We start from the raw sequence: 12,096 nt of genomic DNA, 5'->3' as shown, positions 1-12,096 counted from the left end.
CCGCTTCGGCGGCGAGGGGCCGGCCTCGCGTTTAGAACCGGCGGATAAAAACCTCTCGATGCCCCTTACCCCTGCCACCAAACGGCGCCTCGTCACCGCTGCCCTTGTCGGCCCGGCAAGCGTCTGGCTGTTCGTCTTCCTGGTGCTGCCCTTCATCGCCATCATCGTCTTTGCCTTTGGCGAACGCGCGCCGGAGGGCGGCTATCAGGCGGCCTTCACTTTTGCGCAGTTCGCCAATCTCGGCTCGCGCTCGGCTGCATTCATCAATACGCTGATCCTTGCACCGATCGGCGCGGCCGCCTGCTTGCTCGCTGCCTATCCGGTCGCCTACTATCTGGCGGTCAAGGCAAGCCCGCAGCGCCGGCTGCTACTGGTTTCGCTCGTTGTCGTTCCCTTCTGGACCAGCCTGCTCGTGCGTACCTATGCCTGGATGTATCTGCTTGGCGCACGCGGCATTCCGCATCTGCTCGAATTCCTCGGCATTGAGAACGTCAGGTTCATCAACACACCCGGTGCCGTGCTGCTCGGCATCGTCTATGGTTACCTGCCGCTGATGATCATGCCGATCTATGTCAGCCTCGAAAAGCTCGACAGGCGTCTGCTGGAGGCATCCGCCGATCTCGGCGCCAAACCCGTCTCGACCTTCTTCGGCATTACGCTGCCATTGTCCTTGCCCGGCGTTATGACCGGCGTGGCCCTGGTGACGATCCTGCTGCTCGGGGAATATCTGATCCCGCAGCTGCTTGGCGGCGGCAAGGTCTTCTTCATCGGCAATGCGCTGGTCGATCTCTTCCTGCAGTCACGCAACTGGCCGTTCGGATCGGCAATTGCCGTGACGCTCGTTGCCGTCGTCGTTATCGTGTTGCTAGTTGCCATGCGCATCGCCTGGCGCGTTGCCGGCACCCGCCAGGTGGATCTCGTCTGATGCGCGCGCTCGTCACTTTCGTCTACGTGTTCCTGTATGCACCGATCGCGCTCGTCGTCTTGTTCTCCTTCAATGCCGGCCGCAATGCGAGCGAGTTCACCGGCTTTTCGACGCAGTGGTATGGGCGGGCGCTGTCCAACACATTCCTGATGGAAGCGTTGCAGAACAGCCTTATCATCGCCTTTACCAGTGCAGCGCTCGCCGCAATCTTCGGCACGATGGCGGCGATCGGCCTGGAGCGGCTCGGTCCTCGCGTCCGCGCCGTTTTCGACGGGCTCTTTGCCGCCGCGATCGTCGTGCCGGGTGTCGTCATCGGCATTGCAACGCTGGTGGCGCTGGTCGAGGTCTTCGGTGTCATCAACCCGCTGATCGCCGCCGTCTGGCCAGGCGATCAGCCGCCGAAATTCGCGCTCGGCTACGGCTCGATCATCGCGGCGCACGGCCTTTTCACCATGGCGCTGGTGACGATGATCGTAAAGGCGCGCATTGCCAGCCTCGGCCGCGATATCGTCGAGGCATCAAGCGATCTCTATGCCACGCCTCTGACCACCTTCCGGCAGATCGTGCTGCCGCAGATCATGCCATCGATCCTGGCCGGCTTTTTGCTCGCCTTCACCTTTTCCTTCGACGATTTCATCATCGCTTTCTTCGTCGCGGGATCGAATACGACGCTGCCGATCTATGTGTTTGCCTCGATCCGCCGCGGCGTCACGCCGGAAATCAATGCGATTGCGACCATGGTGCTGATCGCATCGCTCTGCCTCATTCTCATCGCGCGTTTCCTGATGCGCGAAAAGACAACGACAAACTGACCAGGGAAAAATTATGATACTCAAGGATCGGGTCGCAATCGTCACCGGAGCCGGCTCCGGCATCGGCCGCGCCGGCGCGCAGATCATGGCGCGCGAAGGCGCGCATGTGATCGTCGCAGATATCGATTTGGCGAATGCCGAGGAGACCGTGAGCCGGATTGTAGAAGCGGGCAACAGCGCCGAAAGCCTCGTCGTCGACGTCATGGACGACCAGGCGCTCGGGGCCGGCATCGCCGCAATCGCAGCACGGCATGGCCGCATCGATATCCTGCACAATCATGCAGGCGCGCAGGTCGCAGGCAATCTGGAGGAGGTCGCAGTTTCCGGTTTCGACACGTCCTGGAGCCTGAACGTCCGGGCGCACTTTATGGCTTCGCGTTTCGTCATGCCGGTCATGAAGAAAGCGGGCAAGGGCGTCATCCTCAACACCTCGTCGTCTTCGGGCGTGCTCTATGACCGCGAGATGATCGCCTATACCACCTCCAAGCACGCGGTCATTGCCATGACCAGGCAGATGGCTGGCGATTATGCGCGGTTCGGCATCCGAGTCAACGCGCTTTGCCCCGGCTGGGTCGACACGCCGTTCAACGCACCGTTCATTGCGCAGATGGGCGGACGCGGTGCCATCGAAGACTATATTGCCGAAAAGGTACCGCTCGGACGCTGGGCCGATGTTTCGGAAATTGCCGAGCCGATCCTTTTCCTCGTCTCGGACCGATCATCCTATATGACAGGACAGATTCTTGTCGTCGACGGCGGCGAAACCGTCGTCTAGCCCGCCGTTTACCAGCTATGAGCGCTTTTTCCTGCAGCCAACCCCGCGAGCCGACTAATATCGGCGCAGGAAATTCGGCCAGAGGCTTTGCTTGGCGAGGAGGCGGTGAAGCGGCGGTATCGCATGCCTGCACGCGAATGGGACATGGACGCCGATGCGAAAATCCGCGTCGGAGTGCCTGTTTGCGTCAGAAGCGCTGCGGCGAGAATGGCGTGAGATCGATCGCCGTGGTCCGCTCCGTCAGGAGGTCGGCGACGAGGCGTGCCGTGCCTGCCGACTGTGTCAAGCCGAGATGGCCATGGCCGAAGGCATAGATCACATCCCGTGTCGCCTTGGCACGGCCGATGGCGGGCAGGCTGTCGGGCAGTGACGGCCGGAAACCCATCCATTGCATGCCACCCTCCGGCTTGAGACCGGAAAGGAAGGTGCGGGCCTTCTGCAGCATGGCTTCGGACCGGCGAAAATTCGGCGGCAGCGCCAGCCCGCCGAGCTCCACCGCACCCCCGACACGGATACCGGTCGAGAGCTTGCTGACGACGAAGCCATGGCCGCCAAAGGTTATTTGCGTGCGCAGATCGAAGGCATCGGCGGGAAGCGTGGTATTGTAACCGCGTTCGGTTTCGAGCGGGATATGCTCGCCGAGCGTTTTGGCTATGCGATGTGAGAAGGCGCCGGCGGCCAGAACGACCTTGCCGGCCTGGCGCAGCCTTCCATCCGTCGCCACCACGTCGACACCGCTCGGGATTGCACGGAGCGCCGCAATCTCCGCCGTGTCGATAACGCCGCCGCGGCTGCGAAAATGTCCGGCCAGCGCCAATGTGTAGAGCTTGGGATCCGCAATGGAATACCAACCGGGCGTGAATGTCCCGAGGATGAAGCGTGACGCAAGCCCCGGCTGGATCGCCCCTATCCCGTCGGCTTTCAGATGCTGGAATTCGATACCGTGATTGCGACGCACCTCCCAACCGGGCAAGGAAGCGCGGAATTCCGCCTCGCTTTCATAGACTTGGAGATTGCCCTCCTTGCGTAGCATCGAGAGTGTATCGGTCGCGGCAAGGAAAGGCTCGAGCTCCGCCTTGGAAAGATCCATCAGGCTTGTCTGCGCTGCCGTGGAATGGGCAACGCGCGACGGCTGGCATGCACGCCAGAACCGGAACATCCAGGGCGCAATCTGCAGCGCATAGGCAGGCGGCACCGACAGCGGCCCAAGGGGATCGAGGAGCCATTTCGGCGCCTTCCTCAAAATGCCGGGTGACGCCAACGGCAGGATATCCGTGAAGGCGAAGGCGCCGGCATTCCCGGCGGAGGCGCCTGCGGCTGGTCCCTCACGGTCCACCACGACGACGGAAAGGCCACGTGACTGGGCCGCAATCGCGGCGGAAAGGCCGACCACCCCGGCCCCGATGACGATAACATCCGGTCTCGTCATCAATGGACGCTCGCGAGAAATTTCTGCGCTCCGAAATGCTGCGGTGCGCCAAAAATCTGCTCCGGCTTGCCGATCTCGGCCATGACGCCTTGATGGAAATAGGCGGCGCGATCCAAGATATCGCGGGCAAACGCCATTTCATGCGTCACGCAGTTCACGGTCATCCCTCCTCCCGGTATGGATCAAGCGCAGATAGCACCAACATGCCCGACGGCTCGACATGGCTTGTATGTCGATTTTTTGTATTCTTTTTGTATTTATACTTTCCAAGTCTATGATGCAAGCGAGCATAACATGGGAGAACCGAAATTGACCGACGTCACCACCCTGACGCCTGATGCGCTGCAAAGCCGCGTCGTGGCAATCCTTTCGAAGGCCGGCTTCAATGCGCAGCAGGCCGGCGCGATCGCGCGGGTCATCGTCGCCGGCGAGCGCGATGCCTGCAAATCCCACGGCATCTACCGCATTGAAGGCGTGTTGCGCGCGGTGAAAGCCGGCAAGGCGCGGCCGGATGCGGTGCCGGTGCTGGAACAACACGATCACTCCGCCATCGTACGGGTGGACGCCAAGAGCGGCTTTTCCAACGCGGCCTTCGAGCTCGGCATGTCGGTGCTTGCCGATCAGGCTCGCCGCTTCGGTATTGCCGCGCTCGCCATCAACGACTGCACGCACTTCGCCGCCCTATGGCCGGAGGTGGAGGCGCTGACGGATCGAGGCCTTGCCGCCTTCGCCATGTGCCCGAGCTATTCCACGGTGGCGCCGGCCGGCGGCACCGCGCCGCTCCTCGGAACCAACCCCTTCGCCTTCGGCTGGCCACGCATCGACAATCCGCCTTATGTCTTCGACTTTGCGACTTCGGTTGCCGCGCGCGGCGAGATTGAACTGCATCGGCGCGCTGGCAAGTCTCTTCCGGAGGGCTGGGCGATCGATGCTGATGGCCAACCGACCACGGATCCGGAAGCGGCGCTGGCCGGCGCAATGCTGCCGTTCGGAGGTCACAAGGGTTCGGCGATCGGCACCATGATCGAGCTTCTGGCCGGTGTCATGATCGGCGATTTCACCAGCCGCGAAGCGCTCGACTATCTCGGTTCGACGGCCTTTGCCCCGCGGCACGGCGAACTTATTGTCGCCTTCTCGCCGGAGGCTTTCGCGGCAGGCCGGCCTGGAAATCCGCTCGTCCGCGCCGAAATGCTGTTCGAGGCGATCGCCGGCCAGGGTGCGCGTCTACCCTCGCAGCGTCGCTTCGCCGCCCGCGCCCGTGCGGAAAAGGATGGCATCCCGCTGACCACCGAGGAAATCCGCCAGCTCGACCACCTGCAGGAACTCGGCCTCGATGCCGTGGGTTGAGTGACACGTCGAGACGCGGATGAAATCCCGCATAAGATAACAAAAAGAGGCCCGCAAAGGGCCTCTCGCATTTCAAGCCTAAGCTGTGGCGGCGGCCTCAGGCCTTGTACTTTTCCACGGCGCCCGGAAGCTTGCTCCACTCCGCGTACCAGGTGTTGAACAGCGTGAACTGCGCCTCGACATATCCGCGCTGGCTGTCGTTCAAGACGTCGGTTTCGTTGAAATGCAGCTCGTATTCCTTGTCTCCCTTCAGCACCATCATGTGCTTGAAGAAGAGAACGAGATCCGGACCTTCATCGAAGGACGACAGGACGGCGAGCGCCTGCTCGAGCTCAAGCGCGCGCTGACGTGCATCGGCATCGCCGGCAGCCGCCGCCTGGGCGAGATTGCAGAGATGAATGACTTGCCTGGGCAGAACATTGCCGATGCCGGTGATGGCGCCCGTCGCGCCGCAGTTGACGAAGCCGTGGAACACGGCCGTGTCGACACCGATCATCAGCGACACGTCATCGTCGCGGCTGGTGATATTCTCGGCGGCATAGCGCATGTCGGCCGGACCGCCGAACTCCTTGAAGCCGACGAGATTGGCATGTTCGGCGCGCAGTGCGAAGAACAGGTCGGCGCGCGTGGCAAAGCCATAATAGGGGCTGTTGTAGATGACGGCCGGAAGATCGGGGGCGGCCGACAGGATGGCCTTGAAATGCGCCTTCTGGGCAGCGATCACCGAGCCGCGCGACAGCACGCGGGGGATGACCATCAACCCCTTTGCGCCGACCTTCTGGGCATGGGCGGCGTGGGCCACGGCCGATGCCGTATTGACGGCGCCGGTGCCGACGATGACTGGCACGCCCGCCTTGACCAGCCGCTCGACGCCCTCCATGCGTAGCGCGTCCGTCAGAAGCGGCCAATCGCCCATCGAGCCGCAATAGACGACCGCCGACATGCCTTCGGCGATGAGCTGCTTGCCCTTGCGCACGAGCGCATCGAAATCAGGGCTGCGATCGGGCTTGCACGGGGTCATGAGCGCCGGGATCACGCCGGAGAAAACGCTGGATTTCATCTGTCTATCCTTTTGGCTTTAGGGTGGATCGGCAACCAGCCCAGCCGCATCCGCCGCCGCGCCTTACCGTCTTTGCAGCATTGATATATCTTTGTATTTATTTTGTCGACAAGAAATATGCAACTAGAGCCGTACGTCGAGGCGATCTCCGCGCACCAGCAATTTCTGGATCTGGGCGACGATCTGTTCCGCGTGTTCGCGCGCCAGCCGCTCGGCAAGCTCGATATCGCGCGCTGCGACGGCGTCAATGATTTCATCGTGCTCCTCGACGAAGCGGCGCGGCAGGCGGTCATTGTAGGATTGATAGTAGAGGCGAAGGATGCGCCGGCCCTCGTTCAACAGACGCGAGAAAAGGCTGGTGAAATAGGAATTGCGGCCGGACTCGGCAATCGCAAGATGCAGCGCGGCGTTGGTGGAGATCATAGCGAGCGCATCCTGCGCCTCGACGGCATCGGCGAAATCAGTCTGGAGCGCGCGCACTATTTCCAGATCCTCCGGCCGATGATACTTCGCCGCAAGTTGCGTCGTGACCCGATACATGAGCACCAGCGCATCGAAATAGCTGTGCATGTTGAGAAAATCGATCTGGGACACCATGGTCGAACGATTGGGCAGCGTATCGATCAGCCCCTCGCCCGCAAGCCGCACCAGCGCTTCACGGATTGGCGTGCGCGACATGCCGAAACGTTCGGAAAGTTGCACTTCGTCGATGGGGCTGCCAGGCGGTAATTCAAGATCCAGAATCTCGTCCCGCAGGATATCATAGACCACCTTCACGCCGGAGCCGCGCTTGCGCTCGTTTCGGAGGCTTGTTTCATTATCCATGGCTAGCTGACCTCTTCTTTCAGCGTGAGAAATAAAGGGGCCTGCCAGGTAAATCAACGGCGCTTTGCCAGCCTGAAGTCAAGCCGGCGCTATCCTTTCCGCGAACCGTCGGGACCGCCCTGGTCATTTCCGCAAGCTGCCTGCGGACGATGGCCGCGTGGAAGCCCGCGCCATGGATCAGGCCCTCGTCGTCGAAATCGTAATTCGGATTGTGCAACGGCGCCGAATCCTTCCCGTTGCCGAGGAAAACGAAACATCCCGGAACGTGGCGAGATGGTCAATCTGTCGGCACCGGCCGTGCAAAGGCGCATCAAGCGCATGACGGAAGAAGCATCCGCGCGAATGTCGCGGTCATCGATCCCGCAGCGGCCGGCCAGGCGATCACCATCTTCGTCGAGGTCGAGGTCATCAGCGAGACGGCGGAGCAAATCGAAGAGGCCAAGAAGGCATTCTCCGCGGCGCCTGAAATACAGCAATGCTATTATGTGACCGGAGAAGCGGATTTCATTCTCGTCATCGTCGTGCCGTCGATGGCCGATTACGAAGCGCTGCCACGGCGCCTCTTCTTCGGCAACAACAACGTCAAGCGCTTCCGAACCTTTGTCGCCAGGGATAGGATCAAGGTCGGCCTCAGCATTCCAACCGGGGGATGAGCCGGAGGCCGCCCGCTCCATGGGCCGTGAAGACAGGCTCTATCGCCTCTTGCGCCGCGCACGCGCGTAGTTGACCCTAAGCAGCCAAATATCGAGCTGAGCAATAGCTTGAGATCATGGTTAATGCTTCATTTAATTGAAGCTATCTCGCACTTCGCTTCCGCCATTACTGCGCGCTTGACTGCAGCTCCCATGGATATCGCGGACGGATATTTCTCGCGACTGCGCTGCTATGTGTATCGCGACGATGACCCGCCGCCAAGTCGGCTATTGTCGCTATCTTCAGATTTTTCGACATTGCCCCTGCGCAGCGACGGCGCCTTGGCATAAAGCAGCTTGATCCTGCACGCGCGTCCCGCGTGACTTCATCCTTGCTTGCCTTCGGAGCCTCGACACTGCTGTAGCCGGAGAAGCCATTAGCGCCCCTACCCTACCGATCGGTGCATTGCTGCTCCATGATAGATCCAGCCCAAATAGTGGCCGCCACCGGATATTCCTTCCCAACTCAGGTCCATGGAAGACCTATCAGAACGCCTTCGAGCACGGATCGTCGGCATTCCTCAAGGACGAGCCTCTGCAGCAAGGGTGACGGCGGAAACAGCGTGATAGTCTGCGCATTGGCCGATGCCGTTTCCGAGAGATAGCATGCCTGAAAGTCGATGGAGCTGGTCGAAGATGCACTTCGCATCAAGATCGGGTGAAGCGGCGAAGAAGCCTCCAGCAGTCGATCAATCGTGACCGCCAACCGCGGTATCGGATCTTCCGTATTCCTGTCGCAGGCCAGCCGTCATATTAAAAAGGAGCGAAAGACAAGGACTGACGCGCACCCGCGCAAGCGAAGCTCGGTTCTTATGGACTGCCGATTTCAAGAGAAAGGTGCGCCGCGTACCCGGTACTTCTCGCGGCTCGACGCAAGCTATCCTCTCAATCATAAAAATCCCGTTAACCAAAACTTGCTGTGAGAGACACCACCTCATATATGGTCGGCAGGTTGGCATGAGGCGAGAAGACGCAGGCGGATTTCTTTGCCGTCTCGTCAAAATCGCTTCACAATCAATCCGTAATGGATTTGCACGCAGAGGAACGATTTCATGGAAGAACCCTGGACGACCGATCGCGAGCCGATCATTGCGACCGACCTCGATGTTAAAAAGGCGGCCGCAATCAATGCGCTCTTGCTTCGCCCCATCGATATCCTGCCCATCAAAGCCGGCGACACGATCCGTCCTTTCGCGCTCGGCCTTTGGAATGAAATCCGCCCTCTGCTGAAGCCCGACGTGCCGGTCATGTCGCTTCGTCGCGCCACCAGCGCATTTCTCCATTCGAAGCGATATTACCAGGCCTGCGCGCAGCCGGAGTCAATGCGACACGATCTCGCCGGCAATCCGGCTGAGCCACTTTCGGCCGAAGACAGGCTTGCCGCACAGCAGCGCCTGATCGCGCTTCGCCAGACACAGGCCAAGACGAGCCCCCATCATGACGAACCAAATCCGTCGTCACCGCCAGCCTTGAGCAAGGCAGAGCTAATTAGGGCATCCCTTCTCGGCGGCAGCAAGCGCTCGGATCGCGTCGCCCGTTGAGGCGCCGAGTGGTGCGCCACATCCCGGCAGTCCCATTTACGTCCCTGTGAACCTACCGCGCGCTGCCGCTTCGAATGCCATCAGCCTGGATGAGCGTCGAATAGTTGTTCACCGCGAGGGTCGATCGATGTAGTCCGCGGACTACCGATCTTTCAAGAGACCCTCCCCTCTCCTCAGTCCCAATTGCCATGCTGGCGCAATAGACCGTATGGCGTCAGTAGTCCGCGGACTACACCTTCGCCGAAGGCTGCGTAAAAGCCCCGCCCATTCCAACAAGAGCGCAAACGGCAAGAATATTAAGGGAGCAAACCTCGGCGCTCAAACTGAACGGCGCCCTGTCGATGCGCAAAAAGCCGCCAAAACCTGCCTTTTGTTTAAGCATTTGTAAAACGGACACGAATCGGAGCATATTATAACTGCGTAGTTCAGCGGCATTCCGTCACAATTGCGCAGTTAATTGGGAAAACAACTATGCAGCCGAGTCTCGTGCTCCAAGACGATCAAGAGCATCTACCAACGCTTCTGGCAACAGATGCGCAAGAGCTGTCTTACCAGCTCCAGCAACATCAGGCAAAGCTCTTTCCGCCTCAGTCACAGAAAACGATGCGGATGTTTTCGCCGGCTGAGGCCGCAGCATTTATCGGCATTGGGGAAGGTTATCTCCGCCAGATAGCAGCCGAAGGCCATGGGCCGGATCCGCTTGCCAACGGGCGGCGGCTTTACACGGCCGAAGACATGGATCGGATCCGCAGGGTTCTCGACGAACGAAACGGAACGCCGAAATATGTGCCCTGGCGCCGAGGGACCGAAAAGCTGCAGATCATCTCGGTGATGAATTTCAAGGGCGGTTCCGGCAAGACGACCACCGCGGCCCACCTCGCGCAATATCTGGCGCTGAGAGGCTACCGCGTACTTGCCATCGACCTCGATCCGCAGGCATCCCTATCCGCATTGTTCGGGCACCAGCCCGAGATCGACGTCGGTGAAAACGAAACGCTCTACGGCGCCATCCGTTATGAAGGCCCTCGCCCGATTACCGATATCGTTCGTTCGACCTATACGCCAAATCTGCATCTGATCCCCGGAAATCTCGAGCTCATGGAATTCGAGCACGAGACGCCGCGCGCAATGGCGGCGGGCAGGGCCGAGACGATGTTCTTTGCCCGCATCGGCGAAGTCCTGACCGAGATCGAAAGTTTCTACGATGTGGTGGTCATCGATTGCCCGCCGCAACTCGGCTTTCTGACCATGTCGGCGCTCTGCGCCGCGACATCGATCCTCATCACGGTGCATCCGCAGATGCTCGACGTTATGTCCATGTCGCAGTTTCTGACGATGACCAGCGAGCTCATGTCCGTTGTCGAGAAAGCAGGGGGACGCACCAGTTATGACTGGATGCGCTACCTCGTCACACGCTTCGAGCCAAACGACGGACCGCAAAGCCAGATGACCGGTTTCATGAAGGCGATCTTCGGCAACCGCATGCTCCACAACGCGATGGTCAAGTCGACGGCCGTTGCCGATGCCGGCGTCACCAAGCAGACCCTCTACGAGGTCGAGCGTGCCCAGTTCACCAGGGGCACCTACGACCGCGCTCTGGATTCGCTCAATCTCGTCAACGGCGAGATCGAGACGCATGTCCGCCTAACCTGGGGAAGGAAATAAATAGATGGCGCGCAAAAACCTTCTTGAAATCTCAGCGCCGAACACAAGCCGTCCGGAGGCGCCGGCCGCGAAGGACCATCGTCCGATCGCCGGCTTTCTGCCACAGGCAAGAGGCTCGGCTCCAGTGGGCGGCATCACCAGGACGCTCGGAAATATCACGGAGAAGATGGAGCGAGCCAGCGATCTCGAACGGCAGCTGGCGGAAGGTCAGACGGTCGTCGATATCGATCCCGAGCTTATCGATGGGTCGTTCGTTACCGATCGTCTCGAAATAGATCCGGTCGAGCTTGCTCAGCTTGTCGAGCAGATACGCGAACATGGTCAGCAAGTACCGATCCTCGTGCGTCCGCATCCCGAATCCCGCGGGCGTTTTCAGGTCGCCTACGGCCATCGTCGACTGGCGGCGACAAAAGAGCTCGGCATCAAGGTGCGCGCCGTCGTGCGTGAGCTCACCGACGATCAGCTGGTGGTCAGCCAGGGTCAGGAAAACAGTGCCCGCACGAACCTGTCCTATATCGAGCGAGCGCTGTTCGCGTTGCGCCTCGAGCAGCGGGGTTTCGGTCGCGATGTCATCATGGCGGCGCTCGGCGTGGACAAGGCTGCTCTCTCGAAGATGCTCATCGTTACCAGACAAGTGCCTCTCGCTCTCATCAGCGCGATCGGCCCTGCTCCAGAGATCGGCCGCAGGCGCTGGCTGGAGCTGGGAGACCGTCTCGAAAGCGCTGCCGCGGAATCGATCGTCACGGAGTTGTCCGCGGACAACTATCGTCGGCTCTCCAGTGACGAGCGTTTCCAGCAGGCAATGGCTCTTGCAATCGGCAAGCCCGCATCCAGCAAGGCGGCGGTTGCGCCATCATCAATAGCCGGGGTTCCGGTAACATTTAAGCGAACGCCGGCACGTGCAACCTTTGTTTTCGATAGCAAGGTCGCACCCGGTTTCGATCAATTCGTACAGGAGAGGCTGCAATCTCTCTTCAACGAGTTCCAGGAAGGAAAGGATACGTAACCCGCAAAAGAAAAAGGCC

At 60.4% G+C, this 12,096-nt stretch carries 11 protein-coding genes and 2 pseudogenes; 8 read left to right on the top strand and 5 right to left on the bottom strand.

The genetic code is table 11. The features are described 5' to 3' along the window. The first annotated feature begins 58 nt into the window (after window positions 1–58). The 3 genes from HGP16_RS07070 to HGP16_RS07060 are packed head-to-tail and all read left to right on the top strand — an operon-like array spanning window position 59 to window position 2,512. Window positions 59–925, top strand: a complete 867-nt coding sequence (locus tag HGP16_RS07070; RefSeq protein WP_168839306.1) for an ABC transporter permease — start codon at window positions 59–61, stop codon at window positions 923–925. Continuing rightward, window positions 925–1,737: an ABC transporter permease gene (locus tag HGP16_RS07065; protein ID WP_168839305.1), complete on the top strand. Its 813-nt coding sequence runs from the start codon at window positions 925–927 to the stop codon at window positions 1,735–1,737. Before HGP16_RS07070 ends, HGP16_RS07065 begins: the two co-directional genes overlap by 1 nt. 13 nt (window positions 1,738–1,750) lie before the next feature. Beyond that, window positions 1,751–2,512, top strand: a complete 762-nt coding sequence (locus HGP16_RS07060) for an SDR family NAD(P)-dependent oxidoreductase (RefSeq protein ID WP_168839304.1) — start codon at window positions 1,751–1,753, stop codon at window positions 2,510–2,512. A 187-nt stretch (window positions 2,513–2,699) separates the two neighbouring features. Here the strand turns inward: HGP16_RS07060 and HGP16_RS07055 are convergent, their stop codons facing one another. Beyond that, the gene (locus HGP16_RS07055; protein WP_168839303.1) at window positions 2,700–3,941 is read right to left on the bottom strand and encodes an FAD-binding oxidoreductase; all 1,242 of its coding nucleotides are present in this window, start codon (window positions 3,939–3,941) and stop codon (window positions 2,700–2,702) included. Beyond that, window positions 3,941–4,108 (bottom strand): annotated as a pseudogene (glnQ, locus tag HGP16_RS07050) (glutamine ABC transporter ATP-binding protein GlnQ); the annotation flags it as partial. The pseudogene glnQ and the gene HGP16_RS07055, both read right to left, overlap by 1 nt. A 142-nt stretch (window positions 4,109–4,250) precedes the next feature. Here glnQ and HGP16_RS07045 point away from each other — a divergent pair. Continuing rightward, window positions 4,251–5,288 (top strand): Ldh family oxidoreductase, encoded by a 1,038-nt coding sequence (locus HGP16_RS07045; protein ID WP_168839302.1) that lies wholly within the window; start codon window positions 4,251–4,253, stop codon window positions 5,286–5,288. 97 nt (window positions 5,289–5,385) lie between these two features. On the opposite strand, the gene HGP16_RS07040 is transcribed toward HGP16_RS07045, so the two are convergent. The 3 genes and pseudogenes from HGP16_RS07040 to HGP16_RS33895 all read right to left on the bottom strand — a co-directional run. Then, entirely contained in the window at window positions 5,386–6,348 is a 963-nt protein-coding gene (locus tag HGP16_RS07040; protein ID WP_168839301.1) for a dihydrodipicolinate synthase family protein, read from the bottom strand. Between the two features lie 123 nt (window positions 6,349–6,471). After that, window positions 6,472–7,173, bottom strand: coding sequence for a GntR family transcriptional regulator (locus HGP16_RS07035; protein WP_168839300.1), 702 nt, complete (start codon window positions 7,171–7,173; stop codon window positions 6,472–6,474). A gap of 133 nt (window positions 7,174–7,306) precedes the next feature. Further along, window positions 7,307–7,441, bottom strand: a pseudogene (locus HGP16_RS33895) (amidohydrolase); the annotation flags it as partial. Here HGP16_RS33895 and HGP16_RS07030 point away from each other — a divergent pair. The 4 genes from HGP16_RS07030 (at window position 7,383) to repB (ending at window position 12,077) form a co-directional block, all read left to right on the top strand. Further along, window positions 7,383–7,826: an Lrp/AsnC family transcriptional regulator gene (locus HGP16_RS07030; protein WP_409526817.1), complete on the top strand. Its 444-nt coding sequence runs from the start codon at window positions 7,383–7,385 to the stop codon at window positions 7,824–7,826. The pseudogene HGP16_RS33895 and the gene HGP16_RS07030 overlap by 59 nt on opposite strands. Window positions 7,827–8,917: 1,091 nt before the next feature. Further along, a complete protein-coding gene (locus tag HGP16_RS07025; protein ID WP_168839299.1) occupies window positions 8,918–9,406 on the top strand; it encodes a ProQ/FINO family protein in 489 nt (162 codons plus the stop codon). A 471-nt stretch (window positions 9,407–9,877) separates the two neighbouring features. Next, window positions 9,878–11,071 carry a plasmid partitioning protein RepA gene (gene repA / locus HGP16_RS07020; RefSeq protein ID WP_168839298.1) on the top strand — a complete coding sequence of 398 codons (1,194 nt, stop codon included), beginning with the start codon at window positions 9,878–9,880 and terminating at the stop codon, window positions 11,069–11,071. Window positions 11,072–11,075: 4 nt separating this feature from the next. Next, a complete protein-coding gene (repB, locus tag HGP16_RS07015) occupies window positions 11,076–12,077 on the top strand; it encodes a plasmid partitioning protein RepB (RefSeq protein ID WP_168839297.1) in 1,002 nt (333 codons plus the stop codon). The last annotated feature ends 19 nt before the right edge of the window (window positions 12,078–12,096 follow it).

The sequence above is a fragment of the Rhizobium sp. P40RR-XXII genome (assembly GCF_012641405.1).
Taxonomy (GTDB): Bacteria; Pseudomonadota; Alphaproteobacteria; order Rhizobiales; family Rhizobiaceae; genus Rhizobium.
Note: the sequence above shows the minus strand (reverse complement) of the source record. Positions and strands in the feature narration are given on the sequence as shown.

What these genes read in the sequence shown, in the direction of transcription:
- HGP16_RS07035 (WP_168839300.1), bottom strand. Translation starts at nt 7,173, where the DNA reads ATGGATAATGAAACAAGCCTCCGAAACGAGCGCAAGCGCGGCTCCGGC.
- repB (WP_168839297.1), top strand. Translation starts at nt 11,076, where the DNA reads ATGGCGCGCAAAAACCTTCTTGAAATCTCAGCGCCGAACACAAGCCGT.
- HGP16_RS07055 (WP_168839303.1), bottom strand. Translation starts at nt 3,941, where the DNA reads ATGACGAGACCGGATGTTATCGTCATCGGGGCCGGGGTGGTCGGCCTT.
- HGP16_RS07060 (WP_168839304.1), top strand. Translation starts at nt 1,751, where the DNA reads ATGATACTCAAGGATCGGGTCGCAATCGTCACCGGAGCCGGCTCCGGC.
- HGP16_RS07025 (WP_168839299.1), top strand. Translation starts at nt 8,918, where the DNA reads ATGGAAGAACCCTGGACGACCGATCGCGAGCCGATCATTGCGACCGAC.
- HGP16_RS07065 (WP_168839305.1), top strand. Translation starts at nt 925, where the DNA reads ATGCGCGCGCTCGTCACTTTCGTCTACGTGTTCCTGTATGCACCGATC.
- HGP16_RS07040 (WP_168839301.1), bottom strand. Translation starts at nt 6,348, where the DNA reads ATGAAATCCAGCGTTTTCTCCGGCGTGATCCCGGCGCTCATGACCCCG.
- repA (WP_168839298.1), top strand. Translation starts at nt 9,878, where the DNA reads ATGCAGCCGAGTCTCGTGCTCCAAGACGATCAAGAGCATCTACCAACG.
- HGP16_RS07070 (WP_168839306.1), top strand. Translation starts at nt 59, where the DNA reads ATGCCCCTTACCCCTGCCACCAAACGGCGCCTCGTCACCGCTGCCCTT.